Consider the following 20,506-nt stretch of genomic DNA (forward strand, 5'->3'; position numbering starts at 1 on the left):
GGAACGCCATGCCGGTCACGCTGATCGTCGAGCCCGACAACGGCGGCCACCGCTTCCAGGCGGCCGCCAACGTCGCGCGCCTCGCCGCGCGCAGCGGCGAGGTGGTGCTGCTGACCTCGCGGGGGGCGGCCGCGTCCGAGGAGTTCGCGACGTACCTCGCCGACGCCCCGGTCACCGTCGAGGAGCGGTTCGACGGGATCCACCCGCCGACACGGGAGATGGCGCGCGCGGTCGCCGACTGGGCACGCCGCGCCGACGTCGACCAGGCACTGGTGATGGACGCCGACCAGTCGCTCAAGCGCTGGTGGTACGTGGCGGCGAAAGAGTTCCGCGGCCTGCCACGGCGCCCGCGAGTCGTCTTCATGCTCACCCGCTACCCGGCCACCCTCGCGCTGACCGACCGGTTCGGGTGGACGCTGCGGGTCTCGAAGGCCCTTCTCGCGCTCGCCGCGATGGCCACCCGCACCGTTCACCGCGTCGCGGGCTTCGCCGGACGCGATGACCTGAGCAGGGGGTGGATCGTCAAACGCGCACGGGATCCGGCGATCTGCTCGGCCCATTCGCGCGATCGCGCGCAAATCCGTCACGAGTTCGGACTTCCCGCCGAGCGCAAGCTTGTCGGCATCTTCGGGGTCATCACCGAGCGCAAGAAGATCCCGTTCACGGTCGACGCGATGATGCACGCCCGCGACGACGCCGACCTCGTGGTCGCCGGTCTCATCGAGCCCGACGTCGCCGCGTGGATCGAGGCGCAGCCGCCGGAGGTCCGCCGCCGCATCGTCACGCGGCACGGTTTCCTGCCCAACGAGGAACTCGACAAGCTCGTCGCGGCGTGCGACGCGTGCGTCATCGCACTGACCAACAACGGACCCAGCGGCATCATGGGCAAGGCACTGGCAGCGGGTGTCCCGGTGGTGTCCGCGGGCTCGCAGGTGCGGGCCCGCGAGCTCGAGGCCACCGGCGGGGGCGTCGCCACCGAGCTCACCGTCGACGGCGTCTCGGACGGCCTGCGCCGCGTGCTCGGCGGCGAGGTCACGGTGTCGGGCGGACGGGTACCCGTCGCCACCGCGGACGAGTTCGCGTCGGTGCTGCTCGGCGTTCCGTACCGGCGCGGCTGACTGTCGTGTCCGCGATCGGGCCGGTCGTCCGCAGCGGTGTCGCCCGAGCGGCGTCGCTGCTCCCGACCGCTGTCGCGACCCTGGTGACGAGCCGGCTGATCATCGGGCACTACGGCATCGGCGCGTTCGGCAGCTTCGCGCTGATCGTGGCGCTCATCGCGCTGATCCCGCTGAACGACCTGGGAGTCGGCGCCGCGGTGACGTCGGCGGTCGCCCAGCACGGTCCCGACTCGGCGTACTCGCGGCGGGTGCTGCTGACCTCGACCCGGGTGCTGTGCGCGTCCGCTGCGGCGGTCGTGGTGGTCTCGGTGCTCCTGGGAGCGGCCGGGGCGTGGCCGTCGTTGCTCGGGGCCGCGTCCGGACCGAACGCGGTCGTGGCGGTGGCGATGAGCATCTTCGCGCTGAGTTTCGTGCCCGGTCTCGGTCAGCGGATGCTGCTCGGCGTCGACCGCAACCACGTCACGGTCATCATCCAGACGTTCTTCACGCCGCTGATCCTCGTACTGGTCGGCGCGGTGGTGGTGCTCGACCTCGATCCCGAATGGCTGCTGGTCGTCCCGCCCGTCGCGCTGGTCGTGATCATGGGCGTGACCGCCGTCGTCGCGGTGCGCGCCACGTCCTTTCCGTGGGCGACGCTGCGTCAGGTCCCGGACCGGCGCCGGCATCCTGGCGAGAGCATCCGCGCCATCTCCGGACCGATGCTGATCACCACGCTCGCCGTCCCGGTGATGCTGCAGAGCGACCGCATCGTGCTGAGCCACGTGTCGTCGGAACAGGCGCTCGCCGACTACTCGGTGGTCATCCAGATCTTCGCGCCGCTCGTCGCGCTCATCGCCGCGTCGGCCCAACCGCTGTGGCCGATCTGGGCCCGGGCGCGGGCCGAGGGCCGACCCGGACCGCCACTCGGGCGCATCGTCGCGATCTTCGGCACCGGCACCGCGCTGGTCTGCCTCGTCCTGGTGCTCGTCGCCGACCCCATCGGCACCGCCATCGGCGGGGACGCGATCGACCTCGGCTGGGTGCTGCCGATCGCCGCCGCGCTCAGCGTGACGACGCAGGCCGTGTCGTATCCCGTCGCGATGAAGCTGACCGATCCCGCCGGCGTGCGGCTCGTGGCGGCGATGACCCTGCTGGCGCTGCCGCTCAACGTCGGGCTCTCGATCTGGTTCGCGAAGGCGTACGGCGCCCCGGGCCCGTTGTTGGCGACCTTCCTCGTGGGGTTGTTCGTGCAGACGCTGCCCGCGCTGCTGTTCGACCGCCGTCGGACGGTGGCCCGGGCGGACGCGCCGCTCCCGGCCGCCGTGGCGCCACGACCGCGACCCCGTCCGGGACCGGCCGCACCGTCCCGTCCGCAACCGTCGTTGGACAGGCGACGCCCTCTCCCCTACCGATAGGTTCGCCCCGTGGATCCCCGTCTCTACGCCGTCGCGCGCGCGTCCGTGCGCGCGGTGAACACGCCGATCGCGAAGTCCCGTCTGACCAAGGCGCTCGCGAACGCCCCGCGCCCGTTCAAGCTCGAGATCGGCGGCCTGCAGCGGCGTGACGGGTGGGTCGTCACCAACGTCAACGCCGTGACGCGCAACTACCTCGACGCGACGACGACGTGGCCGCTCGAGGACGGATCGGTCTCGCACGTCTACAACGACAACGTGATCGAGCACGTGCCGCTCGAGGCGGCCCGACGGATGCTCGCCGAGGCCTACCGGTGCCTGCGTCCGGGCGGCGTGATCCGCACCGTGACCCCCGACATCCGCGCGCACATCGACCTGTACCTCAGCGGTCGCAGCGCCGTCGACAGCGAGCCGGGCCGTCAGTACCGTGCGCTCGGGCTCACCGTCGAGCACCCCATCGACCTCGTCCGCATCCCGATCGGGTCGTTCGGTCACCACGTCGGCTACCTGTACGACTTCGAGACCCTGGACGCCGAGCTGCAGCGGGCCGGCTTCCGGCCCGCCGTGCGCGTGGAACTCGGCCAGAGCGAGCACCCCGAACTGCGTGGGTTGGACACCCGGACCGACGAGGCCGGCGCACAGTTCGCCGTCGAAGCCGTCAAGTAGCGCCGATGGCCGGCGATTTCGTCATCGAGACCTCCGATGCCCGCACGAGGTTCGGCTCGGTGGGCGAGGCGGCGGACTTCCTCGCCGCCCGTGGGCTGGTCGACCACGACGTCGAGCCGGAGTGGCACCTGCGCTGGTGCCTCGAGCGCATGACCGCCGGCGAGGAGATGGACGTCGGCGAGGCCCACGTCGTGCGCGAGTGACCGGCCGACCCGCCCTCTCCGCGAATCTGTAATACACGCATTTCTGCGCGTATTACAGATTCGAAAAGGGCGTACCCCCGCGACCCGGATCAGCGCGTCGCGGGAGCCCGTCCGGGGGTGTCGGCGTCGATGTCGACGGATGCCATCGCGAACTCGCCCGCCGCACCGATGGCCTCGTCCTCGTGGACGGCGGTGACCGAGAGCGGCCGCCCGGCCTTCGGCATCGCGAAGGTCATGAGCAGCGCACTGAGGACGAAGAACCCGGCACCGAGCAGGAACACGAGCCGGTAGGCGCCCTCGACCGGCAGGGCGAGCGGGCCGGCGGGCGTGGCGTGGGTCGCGACGTCCGAGGCGAGGATGGTGACGACGAGGGCGCTGCCCATGGCACCGCCGACGGTCCGCATGATCGAGTTGATCGAGTTGGCGATGCCGGTCTCGTGCGGCGCGACCGAGCTGACGAGCAGCGCGGGCATCGCCGCGTAGGCGACGGCGATCGAGACGTTCGCGATGACCAGCGAGGCGACGACCTCGCCGCTGGTGCCGTGCAGGAACGCGAGGCCGAGCATGCCGAGCACGCCGATGCCGCACGCCAGGATCAGCACGCGACGGGGGCCGATGCCGGCGACGAGGCGTCCGGCGACGGGTCCGGCGAAGAGACCGGCGACCGCGCCCGGGAGCATGAACACCACGCTGGTCTCCAGCGTGGACGCGGTGAAGCCGAAGCCGGTGAGAGCCCGCGAGCTCTGCACGAAGTAGGTGGCGCCGACGAAGACCGCGAACATGCCGAAGCCGACGCAGAGCGCGGTGAGGTTGGTGACAAGCACGGGCCGGCGGCCGAGCAGGGCGGGCGACACGAGCGGCGCCGCCGTTCGCCGCTGCAGGGCCACGAAGCCGACGAGCAGCACGGCCGCGAGCGCGAACAGGACGATGACGCGGGTCGAACCCCAGCCCCAGTCGTGGCCCTGCGAGACGGGCAGCAGCAGCGAGACCAGCCCGGCCGACAGCACGAGCGCCCCGAGGTAGTCGACGCGTCCGCCCTGGCCCTTGCGCGACGGCAGCAGCCGCACGACGAGCGCCAGCACGATGACGGTCAGCACGGTGCAGAGCCAGAAGACGCGGCGGTAGTCGGCGTCGCCGCGGGTGAGCAGGCCGGTCGCGACGAGGGCGAGACCGCTGCCGACGCCGAGCCCGGACGCGGTGATCGCCATCGCGCCGGTGAGGCGGGCCGTCGGCAGTTCGGTGCGCAGCACCGAGATCGCCAGCGGGAAGAGCCCGAAGCTGAAGCCCTGCAGCGCGCGGGCGATGATCAGCAGCCCGATCGAGTGCGTGGTCGCGGCGAGCAGGCTGCCCGCGAGCGTCATGACCAACGCCGCGATCAGCACCGGCTTCTGTCCGCGGACGTCGCCGAGCCGCCCGAGCAGCGGCGTGACGGCCGAGGCGGTGAGCATCGTGGCGGTGGTGACCCAGCCGGTGGCGGTGACGCCGGCGTTCAGCTGGGCGCCGATCTGCGGCAGCACCGGGATGACCACGGACTGCACGGCCGACAGCAGCAGCACGGCCACGGCGGCGGTCGCGGTGATGGCAGCCGGCGAGGCGGTGCGTGGAGCGGGAACGGCGGAACGCGGCAAGGTCACCCGAGGACGGTAGCCCAGGAATTGACACTGTGTCGATTTTTGCCGACGTGACGTCGACTACGGCCCGGCGCGACGCTACCCTCGACGCCGTGACCACCGCCCCGGCCCGCAGCGACGACCCCTCCGCGGTGCGCCGACGCACCGGTCGAAGCAAGGGCGACCAACGCGAGGCGCAGATTCTCGAGGCGGCTCGGGCACTGCTGCGCGAGCGTCCGCTGGCGTCGGTGACGATCGACGACCTGGCGAGCGCCGCCGGCATCTCCCGCACCGGCTTCTACTTCTACTTCCCGACGAAGCAGGCCGTGCTGGCCGCGCTGATCGAGCAGGCCTGGTCCGACTTCGGCGCCACGCACGCCTGGTTCGACACCGCCGGACCGTCACCGGACGAGCTGCGCGAGCAGACCACCGCCGTGCTCGCGGTCTGGCGCGACCACGGCCAGGTGCTGGCGTGCACGCTGGCGTCCGGCGAGTCGTACGCGCCCCTCGAACAGTTCGGCGACCGCGCCCGCAGCCGCTTCGTCGACGGCCTCGCCGCGAAGATCACCCGCGACCGCGCCGCCGGACTCGCCCCGGAGGGCATCGACGCGCGCACCCTCGCCGGGCTCGTCCTCGACCTCCGGGACGGACGGATGGCGCACATGACCAGCGACCCCGACACGGACGGCGAGCTCGTCGTGTCCGACGTCGTCGAGGCGGTCCTGCGGCTCGTCTACGGCCGCTGGGCCTGACGCGGCCGCGCGGCCGCAGGTCCACCGGTCCGGGCCCGGCCTCGAGGGCCGGACCCGGACGCCCATCACGGCTTCGGGGTGCAGGGCGAGGTGGCCACGCACTCGGCGAAGAACGGCGCCGCGGTGATGGCGTCGAAGTACCCGTAGTCGTGGGTGACCGCGTATCCGCACTGCGGGGTGGTCTCGTAGTTGTAGATGTGGAACGTGCGCACCTCCGCCTTCGGCTGCGCGTACCCGTAGTAGTGCCCGGGCACCGAGACGGTGTCCGTGACCGTCTTGTTGACCGCGGTCGTACGGGTCACGGTGTAGTTGGTGTTGGCCTCCACCTTCGCCACGCCGAAGTCGACGCTCGCCCCGCCACCGACCTGCCACGCCGACGACTGGGTCTTGGTCAGGCTGAGCGACACGGACAGGGTCGAGGTCTGGGTGGACCCGTTGCGCTTGCCGGCGGCGCTTCCGGTCGACAGGTAGGAGATGCCGGTCTGCTTGACGGCCGTGCCGGGGTCCGGAGCGCACGCCGCGGAGGCGGGCGCGGCGCCGACGGCGACAATCGCCGTGGACCCGCCGGCCACGAGTAGAGCCGACGCGAGCATTCGCGAGAGGGACATGGACACTCCTGTCGTCAGGACCACTGGCGTGGTCAAGGCGAACATAAGTGTTGAATAAGAATCTCGGCGTCGACACGCCAGCTCCGCGCGCGGGCAGACCCGGGAGACGATCACTCGCCGCGGTAGAACGTCCCGTCCGCCTGCAGCAGCCGTCGCGTGCGCGGGTCGCTGAACCCCGGCTCGATCAACCACAGGTCCAACCCGTGCCCGCCGAGCAGGGACACGACCTCGTCCATCAGCGCCTGCCCGTCGTACAGCGGCACGAGTGACAGCTCGCTGCGCACCCCGGCGACGTGCGGCAGGGTCGCGGTGGCACCGGCGAGGACAGCGCGCTCGAACCCCTGGACGTCGACCTTCAGCAGCGTGCGCGCGAGGTCGATGCCGTGCTTCTCGACGAGCGCGTCGACGGTGGTCGCCTCGACCTCCTCGGTGGCGACGTAGGCGGTCTGCGGCGCGGCCTCGGTGTGGCGTTCGAGCATCGGCAGCACCGACGACGAGACGGAGTTCCCCGCGACGTTCATCGTGATCGTGCCGGGACGGTCGCTGATCGCGACCCGCTCGACCGACCAGTCCTGGTCGCCCGCCGCGGCGGCACGCAGCTCGTCGAACGCCGAGCGCAGCGGCTCGACCGACACGATGCGGCCGGGCCAGTTCGCGCGGCGCAGCGCGTGGCCGAACTGCCCGGTATTGGCGCCGATGTCGACGACGGTCTCGATGCGGTGGTGCTCCAGGGTGGGAACGAAGCGGTGCTTGAAGTCCTCGCGGACGACGTCGAACCCGGTGGCCTGCACGGCGAGGCGCGCGCGCACGAGGGCGCGGCGCTTGAACGACTCGGCCATCAGCCCGCCTCGGCCAGCGCGTCGGCGCGGACGAAGAGACCGTCGCACTGCATCGTCCGCCCGGTGCGCGGGTCGGCGAAGCCGGCCTCGAGGCCGTAGGTGACGAAACCCAGCCCGTGCAGGCGGGACACCAGGTCGTCGTACAGCAGCTGACCGGCGTAGAGGGGCACGAACGACAGCTCGAGCTGCACGGCCGCGAAGCGGGCGAGCAGGTCGCCGGCCCCGTCGAGCACCGGGCCCTCGTAGCCCTGCGTGTCGACCTTCAGCAGCGTGCGCGCGACGTCGACCCCCTGCGCGTCGACCAGGTCGCGGACGGTGGTGACCGGCACCGCCACCGTGCCGATCGTCTCCGACCCCGGTGCCGACTCGGTGTGCGCGGACGTCATCGGCAGCACCGACGAGCTGTAGGAGTTCGCCGAGACGTTGATGTCGAGGTCCCCCGGCTCGGCACCGACGGCGGTGTTGACCGCCGTCCAGCTGTCGTCGCGACGCACCCGGCGCTCGAGGTGCGCGAACGCGTCCGGCAGCGGCTCGCACGAGATCAGCCGGCCGCGGAAGCCCGCCGCGCGCAGTGCCGACCCGTACTGCCCGATGTTCGCGCCGACGTCGAGCACGGTGCCCAACCGCAGGTGCGCGAGCGTCGTCGCCACCCGGTTCGGGTACGGGTTGCGCACCAGGTCGAGGTTGCGGTGGTGCAGCGCGGAGCGCAGCGCGATCTTCGCGTACTCCTTGGCACGCCCGAGCTCCGGCACGAGTGGATCCTAGGGCGATCAGGCGTAACAGACCTGGCGGCCGTACGCGCCGGATGTGGATCGGGCGTCCGCGACGCGTCCGTCGATGCGCACCGAGCAGCTGATCGACGCCCCGCTCGCCCCGGCCTGCACGAACAGCACCGCGTAGTTCGGACGGCCGGTGACGGTGGTGGTCAACGACCACGACGTCCCCACGTTCTTGATCACGCCGCGCGACGAGTCGTCCGACGTCGGGACCAGGTACCCCAGCGTGCCGATCGGCGCCGCCGACCGCGCGGTGAGCGTGAGCGTGTAGCGCTTCGCCGGCGTGATGACGAAGCCGCTGCCGCCCTGCGCGGCGAACGTGAGGGTGCGTCCGCCGGGAAGCGTCACGACGCTGCCCTTCGCGCCCGACGACGGCGCGGACGACGGGCTCAGCGACGGGACGACGCTGTCGAGCGCGTCGCTGGGCAGCCCGCCCGCGCGGCCGGATCCGGACGTGTCGGGTGTGGTGTCCCTGCCCAGCTGCACGACCAGGACGACGGCCAGCACGAGGACGAGCACCGCCGTGACCGCGAGCCCGCGCTTGAGCAGCACGGCGCGGGGCAGCGACGACATCAGTACGCGCCGCGGGAGCGGAGCACGGCCCACACCGTGCGCGCGATGATCGACAGGTCGAGGCCGAGCGACCAGTTCTCGACGTAGTAGAGGTCGAGCCGCACGGCCTCGTCCCACGACAGGTCCGAGCGGCCGCTGACCTGCCACAGCCCGGTCATGCCCGGCTTGACGAGCAGCCGGCGGTGGACGTCGGAGTGGTACTGCTCGACCTCGTCGGGCAGCGGCGGACGCGGTCCGACAAGCGACATCGACCCACCGAGCACGTTGAGCAACTGGGGCAGCTCGTCGAGCGAGAACTTGCGCAGCACGCGTCCGATGCGGGTGACGCGCGGGTCGCGCCGCATCTTGAACAGCACCCCGCCGGCGTACTCGTTGTCGCCGAGCAGCTCGGACCGGCGGGCGTCGGCGTCGACGTACATGGACCGGAACTTCCACACCGTGATGAGCTGCCCGTTCAGTCCGGCGCGGGTGCTGCGGTACAGCGCCGGACCCCGGCTGGTGAGCCGCACGAGCGCGCCGATGAGCAGCAGCACCGGCGAGGCGAGCACGAGCAGCAGCACGGATCCGGTGACGTCCATGGCGCGCTTGAGCACGCGGCGCGCGCCGGTGAACTGCGGCTGGTCGACCCACATCAGCGGCAGGCCCTCGACCGGCGTCACGTGAACGCGCGGGCCGGCGACCTCGGTGAGCCCCGGCGCCATGACCATCTGCCGGCCGGAGCCCTCGAGCGCCCAGCCGAGCTCGCGGATGCGGCGCGGCCCGAGGCCCGAGCCCGCGACGGCCACGATGTCGGCGCCGATCTGCTCGGCCATCGCGCCGGCGCGCGCGGTGTCGGCGAGCACCGGCACGCCCGGGACGATCTCGGTGCCCGGCTCGGCGTCCTCGACGCACGCGCCGGTGACGACGAGGCCGGCGAACGGTTCCCGGCGCGTGGTCTCGGCGAGGTGGCGCACCGACTCGGCGGTGCCGACGGCGAGGATCGTCGAGACCCACTCGCCGCGGGCACGGCGGCGGTACACCTGCTGCCGCACCGCGTACCGGACCATCACCTGCAGCACCAGCCCGGCGGGGATGACGATGGCGATGAACGTGCGCGCCACGAGCAGGTGCGAGAAGTAGGCGACGATCGCCACGCCGCCGGCGAGGGTGAGCGCCGCGCGCAGCAACCGGCCGAACTCGCCGGTGCCGGACGAGACGCCGCGCAGCTCGTAGGCGCCCTTGCTCTGCAACGCGACGAGCCAGCCGAGGGTGATCAGCACGCTCAGGCCGCCGTACGCGCCGAGGTCGGAGTCGGACGGGATGCCGAAACGCAGGCTCCACCCCAGCGCGATCGCGAGCACCGCGGCCAGGGCGTCGGCGGCCGCCAGGGTCGCCACGTAGCGGCGCGTCCAGCCCGACCGGGCGGCGGCGTTGCGCGCCGCGGGCGCGAACGTGGCCGCGCGCGGGTCGGGGATGGTGGAGACGAACTCGAGCGACCGTCCGCCGAGTCCCGTCCGGCGGGGGTAACCGATGCCCGTCATACGGCGACCCGGGCCGGCGAGCCCTTGGACGCGGGCACCCGGTTGCCGGCGACGGCGGCCGCGCGGCGGCGCAGGGTCGGCACGCGCGACAGGCCGAGCGCCTCGTCGAAGACGACCTCGAACCGGTCGGCGATGCGGCCGACGTCGAAGCGCTCCTCGGCGGTGCGCCGGGCACGGCGGCCGACCATGCGCAGCGTGTCGGGGTCGGCCTCGGCCAGCCAGCGGGCGGCACCGGCGGCACCGGCGGCGTCCGGGGTGCCGACGAACCCGCCGGTCGCGGCGACGTCGACGGCGGCGGGGTTGCCCTCGGGCATCAGCGCGACGATCGGCTTTCCGGCCGACAGGTAGCTCAACACCTTGCTGGGGACGGAGAACGTCGCGGCGTCGGGCTCGAGCAGCGCGACGACGGCGTCCGCGCCGGCGAGCATGTCGCCGAAGTCCTCGGCCGGCTGGAAGCCGACCATGCGGACGTCCCGGCGGCCGTTCGCGGCGGCGGCGAGGTCGTCCGCGCCCTGCCCCTCGGACGCGACCACGAGGATCGCGTCGACGCCGCGCGCCTTCGTGGCGTCGAGGATGTCGAGCAGCAGCAGCGGGTTGTGCTTGCGGCCGAGCGTGCCCGCGTACATCAGGCGCACCGGCCCGGTGGGCAGGCCGTGGCGGCGGGTCCAGGCGTTGTCCCGCTCGCCGGGGACGATGTCGTCCAGCGGCGCCCAGTTCGGGATCACGTGCACGCCGTCGGTGCGCTCGATGCCCCAGGCGCGGTACTGCTCGACCATCGCGTCGGTGATGGCGACGACCCCGGACGCGCCGCGCACCTGGGCGCACTCGACGCGCTCGACGCCGCGGCGGGTCGGGCCGGCCAGTGCGGCGGGCAGCTTGCGGCTGCACTCGGCCCCGACGCCGAGGCTGTAGAGGTCCTGGTGCCAGAGGATCCACGGCTGCTTGCGGGCGGTGAAGTAGGTCTGGACGGCGGCCAGCGAGAACAGCGGCACGTTGCACGCGACGACGAGGTCGAACTGCTCGCTCTCGAGGGCGTGCGTCCAGGCGCGGGCGTAGCTCATCTCGAACCGGGTGCGTCCCACCGGCGAGTACTTGATCATCGGACGGTCGCAGGTGATGCCCTCGATGCGCAGCGTCTCCGGGTCGTCCGCCTCGACGGCCAGGCGACCGTGCCCCGTGACGAACTGGGTGCTGTAACCGTGCAGGACGTCGTGGCCGCGCGCCGCCAGCTCACGGGACAGCTGCACCTGGAACGGGTGACCGCTGAAGTCGTGAACGTTGATCCGCATGCCGGGACCAACGACGAAGTTACCGAGGGGTTGCGCTCGGATCGTGACCGAGGAACACCCCACGCCCTTCTTCACCGAGCGGACATTTCGTGATAACCGCGGTGCAACCCGGAGCAGACCGGCAGCCTCGGATCGCCGCCCGGCGGGCCCGATACGCCCCCGGCATACTGGCGGACGTGTCGACGTCCGTGCCCGCGGCGCCCGCTGGGGCGTCCGTGCTGTTCGTGTGCACGGGCAACGTCTGCCGCTCGCCGGTCGCCGAACTGCTGCTGCGGGCCCGCTGCGGCCGGTCGGTCGCCGTCGCGAGTGCGGGTGTCCGGGCCCTGGTCGGTGAGGGCCTCGACGCCGCCGTCGCCGCGGAGCTCACGCGACGCGGGATCGACCCGTCCGGCCACCGTGCCCGCCGCTTCGAGCCGTGGATGGCCGCCGACGCCGATCTCGTCCTGACCGCCGAACGCGCCCACCGCGACGCCGTCATCGAGCAGGTGCCGGCCGCGTGGCGGCGCGTGTTCACGCTGCGGGAGTTCGTCCGCCTGGCCGACGGACCCGCCGGCGACCGCGGCCGGGACGTGATCGCCGCCGCCGCGGCCCGCCGCGGCCACGGCGGGCCGGTGCCGCCCGAGCTCGACGAGGTCACCGATCCCTACCGTCGCGGCCGGCTCGACGACGAGGCGCGGACGGCCGCCCGGACCGCCGTCGCCGAGCTCGACACGCTGGTCCGCGCCACCGCGACCGCGCTCGGCCTGCCCGTCTCACCCCTGTCCGCACCCGCCCGGCCGCGGCCCGGACACGCCCGCCGCCCGTCCGATCTCGGAGCCGTGACCGCATGACGACCCCCGCCCACCACCCGCCGAAGATCACCGTCGTCGGCAATCCGGTGCTCGCCGAGCCGGCCGCACCGGTCACCGACTTCGGTGCCGACCTCAGCCGCCTCGTCGACGACCTGTTCGCCTCGCTGGCCGTCGCCGAGGGTGTCGGCCTCGCCGCCCCCCAGATCGGCGTCGGCCTGCAGGTGTTCGTCTACGACTGCCCGGTCGACGGACGCGGCACCCGCGAGCGCGGGCACGTCGTCAACCCGACGATCGAGACGTCCGGGCCGCTCGAGGAGGCCGACGAGGGCTGCCTGTCCGTCCCCGGGCCGTACCACGAACTCGAACGGCCGACCCAGGCGACCGTCCGCGGGTTGGACAAGGACGGGAACCCGGTCGAGGTCAGCGGCACCGGTTTCTTCGCCCGCTGCCTGCAGCACGAGACCGACCACCTGCGCGGCGTGCTCTACATCGACCACCTGCCCCGCAACCGGCGGCGTCGCGTGCTGCGCGACATGGAGCGGTACGAGTGGAACGAGGACTGACACCGGACGGCGGGGGCCTGGTGGCCCTGCTCCGCTCGGACATCGAGGCCGCCACCCATCCGAACTTCCGGCAGTACGGCGCGGTGTCCTACTGGACGCGCGCGCTCGGCAAGGCGGCGGTCAACCCGGCGCTGCGGGCGGTGGTCACCCATCGCGTCGCGCACGCGCTGGCCGCGCGGGGTCTCGGTCCGCTGGCGATGCTGCTGCGGGCGCGCTCGGTGCGGCGGACGGGCGCGGAGATCCACCCGCGCGCGACCATCGGGCCCGGGCTGTTCCTCGTCCACTCGACGGGGGTCGTCATCGGGCCCGACGTCGTGATCGGCGCCCGCGCCCGCATCCACCAGGGGGTCACGCTCGGCGAACCGGTGCACCTGGGCGACGGCCGGTGGGGGTCCTCGACCGTCGGTGACGACGTCGAGTTCGGCGCGCACGCCGTGGTGGTCGGCCTGGTGACGATCGGCGACCGCGCCCGCATCGGCGCGAACGCCGTGGTGACGAAGGACGTGCCCGCCGGCGCCACCGTGGTGGGGGTGCCGGCGAAACCCGTCGTCTAACGCTGCAGCAGCAGTTCGGCGATCTGCACGGTGTTCAGCGCGGCACCCTTGCGCAGGTTGTCGTTGCTGACGAACAGCACGAGTCCGCGCGCATCCGGCACGCCCGGGTCCTGGCGCAGCCGTCCGACGTAGGACGGGTCCTTGCCCGCGGCCTGCAGCGGGGTCGGCACGTCGGACAGCTCGACACCGGCGGCCCCGGTGAGCAGCTCGCGCGCCTGCGCCACCGGCAGCGGGCGGTCGAACTCGGCGTTGATCGACAGCGAGTGTCCGGTGAAGACCGGCACCCGCACGCAGGTGCCCGACACGAGCAGCTCGGGGATCTCGAGGATCTTGCGCGACTCGTTGCGCAGCTTCTTCTCCTCGTCCGTCTCGAACTCGCCGTCGTCGACGATCGAGCCCGCGAGCGGGAGGACGTTGTAGGCGATGGTGCGCGCGAACTTGTTCGGCTCGGGGAACGCGACGGCCTCGCCGTCGTGGGTGAGCGCGGCGGCCTGATCGGCGACCTTGCGGACCTGCCCGTCGAGCTCGTCGACGCCGGCGATGCCCGCCCCCGAGACCGCCTGATACGTGCTGACGATCAGCCGGCGCAGCCCCGCCGCTTCGTGCAGCGGCTTGAGCACCGGCATCGCCGCCATGGTGGTGCAGTTCGGGTTGGCGATGATGTTCTTCGGACGCTCGAACGCGCGCTCGCCGTTGACCTCGGCGACGACGAGCGGCACCTCGGGGTCCATGCGCCAGGCGCTGGAGTTGTCGATGACGGTGACCCCGGCGGCCGCGAACTTCGGCGCGAACTCCTTGCTGGTCGACCCGCCCGCCGAGAAGATCGCGATGTCCAACCCACTCGGGTCGGCGGTCGCGGCGTCCTCGATGCGGACGTCGACGCCCTCCCACGGCAGGGTGCTGCCGGCCGAGCGGGCCGAGGCGAAGTAGCGGATCTCCGCGACGGGGAAGCGCCGCTCGGCGAGCAGTCGGCGCACCACGGCGCCGACCTGGCCGGTGGCGCCGACGACGCCGACCTTCAGGCCACGCATCCCGGTCATCGGCCGGTACCGCCGTAGACCACGGCCTCTTCCTCGTCGCTGCCGAGCTCGAAGGCGTCGTGGACGGCGCGGACGGCGTCGTCGAGGTCGGTGTCGCGGCAGACGACGGAGATGCGGATCTCGGAGGTCGAGATCATCTCCATGTTGATGCCGGCCTGCGACAGAGCGGTGAAGAAACGCGCCGAGACGCCCGGGTGCGAGCGCATGCCCGCACCGATGAGGGACAGCTTGCCGATGTGGTCGTCGTACAGCAGGTCGGAGAAACCAACCGAGTCCTGGATGCGGCGCAGCGTGGCGAGTGCGGTCTGGCCGTCGGTGCCCGGAAGCGTGAACGACACGTCGGTGCGACCGGTGCCACCGGTCGACACGTTCTGCACGATCATGTCGATGTTGATCTCGGCGTCGGCGAGTGCCTGGAAGATCACCGCCGCCTGGCCCGGCTTGTCGGGGACGTCGACGACCGTCACCTTGACCTCGGAGCGGTCGTGCGCGACTCCGCTGATGATCGCCTGCTCCACGGGGAGGTCCTCCATTGATCCGGTGACGAGGGTGCCGGGCTTGTTCGAGTAGGACGAGCGGACGTGCATCGCCAGCCCGTAGCGGCGCGCGTACTCGACGCTGCGCAGGTGCAGGATCTTCGCGCCGCAGGCGGCGAGTTCGAGCATCTCCTCGAACGTCACGGTCTCGAGCCGCTTGGCGTTGGGGACGATGCGCGGGTCGGCGGTGTAGACGCCGTCGACGTCGGTGTAGATCTCGCAGACGTCGGCCTCGAGCGCTGCCGCGATGGCGACGGCCGTGGTGTCGGACCCGCCACGGCCCAGGGTGGTGATGTTCATCGTCTCCTTCGAGAACCCCTGGAAGCCCGCGACGATGGCGATGTTGCCCTCGGCGATGGAGTTCTCGATGCGGCCCGGGGTGACGTCGACGATGCGCGCCTTGCCGTGCACGGACGTCGTCAGCACGCCGGCCTGCGAACCGGTGAACGACTCGGCCTTGTAGCCCAGCGAGTTGATGGCCATGGCGAGCAGCGCCATGGAGATGCGCTCGCCGGCGGTGAGCAGCATGTCGAACTCGCGCCCGCCGGGCACGGGGACGATCTGCTCGGCGAGCTCGATGAGCTCGTCGGTGGTGTCGCCCATCGCGCTGACGACGACGGCCACGTCGTGGCCGTCGCGCTTGGTCGCGACGATGCGCTCGGCGACCCGCTTGATGCGCTCGGCGTCGGCGACGGACGAGCCGCCGTACTTCTGCACGACGAGACCCACGGCACGTGCCCTTTCGACGACTTCCGGGCGGAGCCCTCAGGATACCGGCGGCACGGAAAGCGTTCTCGGCGGCCGCCGGTGCGGCGTCAGGGACGTACCCAGAAGGCGGTGTCCCACACGCCGTTCGTCGTCCAGGTGCGGTCCCACCGGCGGGTCAGCTCCGCGAAGCGTTGCCACCGCGCGGACGCAGGTTCGGCGACGCGCCACGGCGAGCGGGTGGGCCCGGGCAGGTAGGTGTTGGCGTTGTCGAGCACGAGCACCCCGCCCGGACGCAGCAGGCGCAGGCCGCGCAGCGCGCACGCGTCGCGGTACTCGCCGTCGACGAAGACCAGGTCCAGGCTCGCGTCCTCCAGCTGCGGGTGGGCCTCGACGTAGGCGTCGCGGTGGGCGGTGGTGGCGCGCCCGAGCCGCTCGACGTCCGCGAGCGTCAGGTCGACGTTCGTGAGGCCCGCCTCCGCGAGCCGCCGGGTCACGGCCGCGTGCCAGGCGGGCGACTCCTCGACGCTGTACAACCGGTGCAGGCGCTCGGCGAAGAAGCGCGTGCTGCCGCCGGAGCCGAACTCCAGGGCTGTGCCACCGCCGGCGCACACCTGCTCGAGCCGCGACACTGCCTCGACCCCGACCCACGGATAGTGCTCGATGTCGAGGCGGCGGCCGTCCCGCCGTGCACGCACGCGGTCGACGGCGTGGCGGGGCAGCGTCCTCATCCCGAGGTGCAGGCTCGGGTGCCGCGCCGGCTGATCGCCGGGCACGAGCGGCGGATCCGCCCATTCGGGATGCCGGCGGGCCCATGCCCACTCCCCGATTCGCGAGATCGCCCCCATCCCCGGGATCCTAGGCACCGTGCGCATCGCGTTCCTGCTGAACGGCATGACCGGCTACCTCGACGCCCAGTACCGGGCGTTGCGGGCCCTCGGGCACGACCTGTTCGTCGCCTACCCGGCCGACGTCACGGTCTTCGAGGCGATGGCCGACACCGATTTCCGGCTGGACGTCGAGGGTTACGCCGAGACGTGGGCGTGGACGATGGTGCCCGAGCCGGAGGAGCTCGTGCGGCGCGTCCGGCAGTTCCGGCCCGACGCGGTGGCGATGACGTCGTGGAACTTCGCGCCGTCGTACCGCGCGGTGATGAAGGCGGTGCCGGGCGACGTCGTCCGCCTGATCATCATGGACAACCTGTGGCGTGCGGCCGCGAAGCAGTGGCTCGGACGGCTGACCCACCGCGTCTACGTCGACCCCGTCGCCGACATGGCGATGGTGCCGAGCGATCGCACCGAGTTCTACGCCCGCCGGCTCGGCTTCGGCCCCGACGACGTCGTCCGCGGGTCGTTGTCGGCCGACGTCACGCTGTTCGGGCGGACGGCCCGCGACGGCGGGGACCTGGCCGAGCGCCGCGCGTTCCTCTACGTCGGGCGGCTGGTCGGCCACAAGGGCGCCGACGTGCTCGCGCGCGCCTACGCCCGCTACCGCGCCCGCTCGCTGGCGACCGGACGGGAGCCGTGGGACCTGCACGTCGCCGGCACCGGACCGTTGGCGTCCGACCTGCAGGACCTGCCGGGCGTGACGATGCACGGTTTCGTCCAGCCGCCGGCCGTCGCGCGGCTCATGGACCGCATCTCGTGCGTCGTCGTACCGTCGCGCATCGAGCCGTACGGGGTCGTCGTCCACGAGGCCACGTGCGCCGCCCTGCCCGTGCTGGTCACCGACTTCGCAGGCGCCGCGCCCGGCCTGGTGCAGGACGGTTACAACGGCTGGCAGGTGCCGTCCGGCGACGTCGAGGCGTGGGCCGACGCGCTGGCCCGCGTCGCCGCCCTGCCGGAGGCGCGGCTCGGCGAGATGTCGCAGATCAGCGCCGCTCTGTCACGTCGGCTCTCGCCGGAGGGGTGGGCCCGCAACCTGGTCGAGCAGCTGGAACGCCGCCGGACGCGGTGACGCTCAGGCCGTCGCGTCGAAGGCCGCCTCGAGGACGTCGAGGGCCTCGGTGAGCAGGTCGTCGCCGATGACGAGCGGGGGCAAGAAGCGCAGCACGTTGCCGAAGGTGCCGGCGGTGAGCACGACGACGCCGTCGCGATGGCAGGCAGCGGCGACCGCGGCGGTGCGGGCGGGGTCGGGGTTCTTGGTGCCGGGTTCGACGAGTTCGACGGCGATCATGGCGCCGCGGCCGCGGATGTCGCCGATCACGGGGTGCTTGTCGGCGAGGGCGGCCAGGCGGGGGCGCATGACCGACTCGATGTGGCGGGCGGCCGCGGCGAGGTCGTCGGCCTGCATCGACTCGATCGCGGCGAGGGCGGCGGCGCAGGCGACGGGGTTGCCGCCGTAGGTGCCGCCGAGGCCGCCGGTGTGCACGGCGTCCATGAGCTCGGCCCGTCCGGTGACGGCGGCGAGCGGCAGGCCGCCGGCGATGCCTTTGGCGGTGGTGATCAGGTCGGGCACGAGGTTCTCGGCCTCGCTGGCGAACCAGTCGCCGGTGCGGCAGAACCCGCTCTGGATCTCGTCGGCGATCACGAGGATGCCGTGCTCGCGGCACCACTCGCCGACGCGGGCGAGGAAGCCGGGGGCCGGGACGATGAACCCGCCCTCGCCCTGGATGGGTTCGACGACGACGGCGGCGGTGTTGCTCTCGCCGACCTGGGTGTGGACGAGCTCGACGAACTGGGCGAAGGCTTCGTCCGCGCAGGTGTCCGGCCCGGTGGGCCACCGGAACGGGTAGGCCATCGGCACGCGGTGGATCTCGCCGGCGAACGGGCCGAAGCGGTGCTTGTAGGGCATGTTCTTGGCCGTCAGCGCCATCGTGAGGTTGGTGCGGCCGTGGTAGCCGTGCTCGAAGGCGATGACGGCCTGCCGGCCGGTGGCGTGGCGGGCGATCTTGATCGCGTTCTCGACCGCTTCGGCGCCGGAGTTGAACAGCGCCGAGCGTTTCTCGTGCTCGCCGGGGGTCAGCTGGTTGAGCTTCTCGCAGACGGCGACGTACTGCTCATACGGCGTGACCATGAAGCAGGTGTGGGTGAAGTCGGCGACCTGCCGCTGCACCGCCTCGACCACCCGCGGGTTGGAGTTTCCGACCGTGGTGACGGCGATGCCGGAGCCGAGGTCGATCAACTGGTTGCCGTCGACGTCGACGAGGATCCCGCCACCGGCCCGCTCGATGTACACCGGCAACGTCGTGCCCACACCCGACGACACCGCCGCCGCCTTGCGCTGCTGCAACGCCACCGACCGCGGACCCGGGATCTCCGTGACCAACGCACGCTTCTGCTCGATCGTCATGACGTCACTTCCTCGATGACCGCGATGCGGTCGCCCTCCTGAATGGAGTCGCCGGCCGTCACGTCGACCGACGTCACGACGCCGTCGACCTCGGCGAGCACCGGGATCTCCATCTTCATCGACTCGAGCAGCACGACCATCGTGGCCGGTTCGACCCGGTCGCCGGGCTGCACGTGCACCGAGTGCACCGTCGCGACCATCTCGGCGCCCAGCACGTGACTCATGCGTCCACCCTAGGGCCCGCTCAGATGTTCACGTTGTGCATCACGTGCTTGATGCGGGTGTAGTCCTCGAGCCCGTACATCGACAGGTCCTTGCCGTACCCGGAGTGCTTGAAGCCGCCGTGCGGCATCTCGGCGACCAGCGGGATGTGGCAGTTGACCCAGACGCAGCCGAAGTCGAGGCGTCGCGTCATGCGCATCGCGCGGCCGTGGTCCTTCGTCCAGACCGAGGACGACAGGCCGTACTCGACGCCGTTGGCCCACCGGACGGCCTCGTCCTCGTCTGTGAAGCGCTGGACGGTGATCACCGGCCCGAAGACCTCGTTCTGGCTCAGCTCGTCGTCCTGCTGCAGGCCGCCGATGACGGTGGGCTGCCAGAAGTAGCCCTTGTCGCCCCGGCGGGCGCCGCCGGCGAGCACCTGCGCGTGGTCGGGCACGCGCTCGACCATGCCGCTGACGCGCTCGAGCTGGTTGGCGTTGTTGAGCGGCCCGTAGAGCACGTCGTCGTCGGGCAGGCCGGTCTTCGTGTTCCTCGCCTGCTCCGCGAGCGCGGCGGTGAACTCGTCGGCCACGCCCGGGGCGACGAGCACGCGGGTGGCGGCGGTGCAGTCCTGACCGGCGTTGAAGTAGCCGGCGATCGCGATGTTCTCGGCGGCGTCGGCGAGGTCGGCGTCGTCGAAGACGATGACCGGCGCCTTGCCGCCCAGCTCGAGGTGCACCTTCTTCAGGTCCTCGGCCGCGCCCTTCGCGACCTCGAACCCGGCGCGCACCGAACCGGTGATCGACACCATGGCCGGGGTCTTGTGCGCGACGATCGCGCGGCCGGTGTCACGGTCGCCGCAGACGACGTTGAAGACGCCGGGCGGGAAGTGCTCGGCGGCGATCTCGGCCATGAGCGCCGTGGTCACCGGGGTGGTGTCGGACGGCTTGAGCACGACGCAGTTGCCGGCGGCGAGCGCGGGCGCGTACTTCCAGACGGCCATCATCAACGGGTAGTTCCAGGGCGTCACCTGGCCCACGACGCCGACCGGCTCGCGGCGGACGTAGGACTCGAAACCCGCCATGTACTGCCCGGCACTTCGGCCCTCGAGCACGCGCGCGGCACCGGCGAAGAACCGGATCTGGTCGAGCGCGGGCGGGATCTCCTCGCTGCGCATCAGCTCGGTCGGCTTGCCGGTGTTCTGGCACTCGGCGGCGATGAGGTCCTCGGCGCGGTCCTCGAGCGCGGACGCGAACTTCAGCAGCGCCTGCTGCCGCTCGCTCGGGGTCGTCGTCCCCCAGGACTCGAACGCCGTGGACGCCGCGGCGTAGGCGGCGTCGACGTCGGCCTGCGTCGACAACGGCGCCGATCCGAAGACCTCCCCCGTCGTCGGGTCGATCAGGTCGGTGGTCGCACCGTCCTTCGCGTCCACGAGCTTGCCGTCGATGAAGTTCTGCACCTTGCGCTTCTCGGCCACGCT

General features: G+C 72.2%; 22 protein-coding genes. 9 read left to right on the forward strand and 13 right to left on the reverse strand.

Annotated elements, in window-relative coordinates:
- The first annotated feature begins 8 nt into the window (after window positions 1-8).
- Genes ACYVP9_RS16330 through ACYVP9_RS16345 form a run of 4 tightly spaced genes read left to right on the forward strand, consistent with a single transcriptional unit; the run spans window position 9 to window position 3,378 of the window.
- Complete coding sequence (locus tag ACYVP9_RS16330) at window positions 9-1,118, forward strand: glycosyltransferase family protein (RefSeq protein ID WP_460605983.1); 1,110 nt, start codon at window positions 9-11, stop codon at window positions 1,116-1,118.
- A gap of 5 nt (window positions 1,119-1,123) precedes the next feature.
- On the forward strand, window positions 1,124-2,512 hold the full coding sequence (locus tag ACYVP9_RS16335) for a lipopolysaccharide biosynthesis protein (RefSeq protein ID WP_460605984.1): 1,389 nt from the start codon (window positions 1,124-1,126) through the stop codon (window positions 2,510-2,512).
- Between the two features lie 9 nt (window positions 2,513-2,521).
- Complete coding sequence (locus tag ACYVP9_RS16340; RefSeq protein ID WP_460605985.1) at window positions 2,522-3,175, forward strand: class I SAM-dependent methyltransferase; 654 nt, start codon at window positions 2,522-2,524, stop codon at window positions 3,173-3,175.
- A gap of 5 nt (window positions 3,176-3,180) precedes the next feature.
- Window positions 3,181-3,378 carry a hypothetical protein gene (locus tag ACYVP9_RS16345; protein WP_460605986.1) on the forward strand — a complete coding sequence of 66 codons (198 nt, stop codon included), beginning with the start codon at window positions 3,181-3,183 and terminating at the stop codon, window positions 3,376-3,378.
- An 89-nt stretch (window positions 3,379-3,467) separates the two neighbouring features.
- Here the strand turns inward: ACYVP9_RS16345 and ACYVP9_RS16350 are convergent, their stop codons facing one another.
- On the reverse strand, window positions 3,468-5,012 hold the full coding sequence (locus ACYVP9_RS16350) for an MFS transporter (RefSeq protein WP_460605987.1): 1,545 nt from the start codon (window positions 5,010-5,012) through the stop codon (window positions 3,468-3,470).
- Between the two features lie 89 nt (window positions 5,013-5,101).
- Here ACYVP9_RS16350 and ACYVP9_RS16355 point away from each other — a divergent pair, with 89 nt between their 5' ends.
- Window positions 5,102-5,740, forward strand: a complete 639-nt coding sequence (locus tag ACYVP9_RS16355; RefSeq protein WP_460605988.1) for a TetR/AcrR family transcriptional regulator — start codon at window positions 5,102-5,104, stop codon at window positions 5,738-5,740.
- Window positions 5,741-5,805: 65 nt separating this feature from the next.
- Here the strand turns inward: ACYVP9_RS16355 and ACYVP9_RS16360 are convergent, their stop codons facing one another.
- From ACYVP9_RS16360 to ACYVP9_RS16385, 6 genes are all read right to left on the reverse strand, one after another.
- Window positions 5,806-6,348 (reverse strand): hypothetical protein, encoded by a 543-nt coding sequence (locus ACYVP9_RS16360; protein ID WP_460605989.1) that lies wholly within the window; start codon window positions 6,346-6,348, stop codon window positions 5,806-5,808.
- 110 nt (window positions 6,349-6,458) lie between these two features.
- Window positions 6,459-7,187: a class I SAM-dependent methyltransferase gene (locus ACYVP9_RS16365; RefSeq protein ID WP_460605990.1), complete on the reverse strand. Its 729-nt coding sequence runs from the start codon at window positions 7,185-7,187 to the stop codon at window positions 6,459-6,461.
- Window positions 7,187-7,939 carry a class I SAM-dependent methyltransferase gene (locus ACYVP9_RS16370; RefSeq protein WP_460605991.1) on the reverse strand — a complete coding sequence of 251 codons (753 nt, stop codon included), beginning with the start codon at window positions 7,937-7,939 and terminating at the stop codon, window positions 7,187-7,189. The genes ACYVP9_RS16365 and ACYVP9_RS16370 overlap by 1 nt, the downstream gene beginning before the upstream one ends.
- Before the next feature lie 18 nt (window positions 7,940-7,957).
- Complete coding sequence (locus ACYVP9_RS16375) at window positions 7,958-8,536, reverse strand: hypothetical protein (RefSeq protein WP_460605992.1); 579 nt, start codon at window positions 8,534-8,536, stop codon at window positions 7,958-7,960.
- Window positions 8,536-10,056 (reverse strand): sugar transferase, encoded by a 1,521-nt coding sequence (locus tag ACYVP9_RS16380; protein WP_460605993.1) that lies wholly within the window; start codon window positions 10,054-10,056, stop codon window positions 8,536-8,538. The genes ACYVP9_RS16375 and ACYVP9_RS16380 overlap by 1 nt, the downstream gene beginning before the upstream one ends.
- Window positions 10,053-11,345 (reverse strand): glycosyltransferase family 4 protein, encoded by a 1,293-nt coding sequence (locus tag ACYVP9_RS16385; protein ID WP_460605994.1) that lies wholly within the window; start codon window positions 11,343-11,345, stop codon window positions 10,053-10,055. The genes ACYVP9_RS16380 and ACYVP9_RS16385 overlap by 4 nt, the downstream gene beginning before the upstream one ends.
- A gap of 176 nt (window positions 11,346-11,521) precedes the next feature.
- Between ACYVP9_RS16385 and ACYVP9_RS16390 the strand changes: the two genes are divergently transcribed.
- The 3 genes from ACYVP9_RS16390 to ACYVP9_RS16400 are packed head-to-tail and all read left to right on the forward strand — an operon-like array spanning window position 11,522 to window position 13,253.
- On the forward strand, window positions 11,522-12,175 hold the full coding sequence (locus tag ACYVP9_RS16390; RefSeq protein WP_460605995.1) for an arsenate reductase/protein-tyrosine-phosphatase family protein: 654 nt from the start codon (window positions 11,522-11,524) through the stop codon (window positions 12,173-12,175).
- Window positions 12,172-12,699: a peptide deformylase gene (gene def / locus ACYVP9_RS16395; protein ID WP_460605996.1), complete on the forward strand. Its 528-nt coding sequence runs from the start codon at window positions 12,172-12,174 to the stop codon at window positions 12,697-12,699. The genes ACYVP9_RS16390 and def overlap by 4 nt, the downstream gene beginning before the upstream one ends.
- A complete protein-coding gene (locus ACYVP9_RS16400; RefSeq protein WP_460605997.1) occupies window positions 12,684-13,253 on the forward strand; it encodes a serine O-acetyltransferase in 570 nt (189 codons plus the stop codon). The genes def and ACYVP9_RS16400 overlap by 16 nt, the downstream gene beginning before the upstream one ends.
- Here the strand turns inward: ACYVP9_RS16400 and ACYVP9_RS16405 are convergent.
- From ACYVP9_RS16405 to ACYVP9_RS16415, 3 genes are all read right to left on the reverse strand, one after another.
- Window positions 13,250-14,284, reverse strand: coding sequence for an aspartate-semialdehyde dehydrogenase (locus tag ACYVP9_RS16405; protein WP_460606280.1), 1,035 nt, complete (start codon window positions 14,282-14,284; stop codon window positions 13,250-13,252). The two genes, ACYVP9_RS16400 and ACYVP9_RS16405, sit on opposite strands and share 4 nt — an antisense overlap.
- Before the next feature lie 5 nt (window positions 14,285-14,289).
- Window positions 14,290-15,558 carry an aspartate kinase gene (locus tag ACYVP9_RS16410; RefSeq protein WP_460605998.1) on the reverse strand — a complete coding sequence of 423 codons (1,269 nt, stop codon included), beginning with the start codon at window positions 15,556-15,558 and terminating at the stop codon, window positions 14,290-14,292.
- 86 nt (window positions 15,559-15,644) lie between these two features.
- Window positions 15,645-16,265 (reverse strand): O-methyltransferase, encoded by a 621-nt coding sequence (locus ACYVP9_RS16415; protein ID WP_460605999.1) that lies wholly within the window; start codon window positions 16,263-16,265, stop codon window positions 15,645-15,647.
- Between the two features lie 136 nt (window positions 16,266-16,401).
- On the opposite strand from ACYVP9_RS16415, the gene ACYVP9_RS16420 reads away from it, so the two are divergent.
- Complete coding sequence (locus ACYVP9_RS16420) at window positions 16,402-17,490, forward strand: glycosyltransferase family 4 protein (protein WP_460606000.1); 1,089 nt, start codon at window positions 16,402-16,404, stop codon at window positions 17,488-17,490.
- Window positions 17,491-17,493: 3 nt separating this feature from the next.
- Here the strand turns inward: ACYVP9_RS16420 and gabT are convergent, their stop codons facing one another.
- The 3 genes from gabT to ACYVP9_RS16435 are packed head-to-tail and all read right to left on the reverse strand — an operon-like array spanning window position 17,494 to window position 20,503.
- Entirely contained in the window at window positions 17,494-18,825 is a 1,332-nt protein-coding gene (gabT, locus tag ACYVP9_RS16425) for an aspartate aminotransferase family protein (RefSeq protein WP_460606001.1), read from the reverse strand.
- Complete coding sequence (locus ACYVP9_RS16430; protein ID WP_460606002.1) at window positions 18,822-19,049, reverse strand: acyl-CoA carboxylase biotin carboxyl carrier protein subunit; 228 nt, start codon at window positions 19,047-19,049, stop codon at window positions 18,822-18,824. Before ACYVP9_RS16430 ends, gabT begins: the two co-directional genes overlap by 4 nt.
- A 20-nt stretch (window positions 19,050-19,069) precedes the next feature.
- Window positions 19,070-20,503: a gamma-aminobutyraldehyde dehydrogenase gene (locus ACYVP9_RS16435; protein ID WP_460606003.1), complete on the reverse strand. Its 1,434-nt coding sequence runs from the start codon at window positions 20,501-20,503 to the stop codon at window positions 19,070-19,072.
- Between the last annotated feature and the right edge of the window lie 3 nt (window positions 20,504-20,506).

Source organism: Jatrophihabitans fulvus, assembly GCF_054781375.1.

Bases quoted from the DNA above. Each gene is read 5' to 3' on its own strand.
- gabT (WP_460606001.1), bottom strand. From the start codon at position 18,825: ATGACGATCGAGCAGAAGCGTGCGTTGGTCACGGAGATCCCGGGTCCG.
- ACYVP9_RS16430 (WP_460606002.1), bottom strand. From the start codon at position 19,049: ATGAGTCACGTGCTGGGCGCCGAGATGGTCGCGACGGTGCACTCGGTG.
- ACYVP9_RS16375 (WP_460605992.1), bottom strand. From the start codon at position 8,536: ATGTCGTCGCTGCCCCGCGCCGTGCTGCTCAAGCGCGGGCTCGCGGTC.
- ACYVP9_RS16415 (WP_460605999.1), bottom strand. From the start codon at position 16,265: ATGAGGACGCTGCCCCGCCACGCCGTCGACCGCGTGCGTGCACGGCGG.
- ACYVP9_RS16330 (WP_460605983.1), top strand. From the start codon at position 9: ATGCCGGTCACGCTGATCGTCGAGCCCGACAACGGCGGCCACCGCTTC.
- def (WP_460605996.1), top strand. From the start codon at position 12,172: ATGACGACCCCCGCCCACCACCCGCCGAAGATCACCGTCGTCGGCAAT.
- ACYVP9_RS16365 (WP_460605990.1), bottom strand. From the start codon at position 7,187: ATGGCCGAGTCGTTCAAGCGCCGCGCCCTCGTGCGCGCGCGCCTCGCC.
- ACYVP9_RS16360 (WP_460605989.1), bottom strand. From the start codon at position 6,348: ATGTCCCTCTCGCGAATGCTCGCGTCGGCTCTACTCGTGGCCGGCGGG.
- ACYVP9_RS16345 (WP_460605986.1), top strand. From the start codon at position 3,181: ATGGCCGGCGATTTCGTCATCGAGACCTCCGATGCCCGCACGAGGTTC.
- ACYVP9_RS16380 (WP_460605993.1), bottom strand. From the start codon at position 10,056: ATGACGGGCATCGGTTACCCCCGCCGGACGGGACTCGGCGGACGGTCG.
- ACYVP9_RS16385 (WP_460605994.1), bottom strand. From the start codon at position 11,345: ATGCGGATCAACGTTCACGACTTCAGCGGTCACCCGTTCCAGGTGCAG.
- ACYVP9_RS16405 (WP_460606280.1), bottom strand. From the start codon at position 14,284: ATGCGTGGCCTGAAGGTCGGCGTCGTCGGCGCCACCGGCCAGGTCGGC.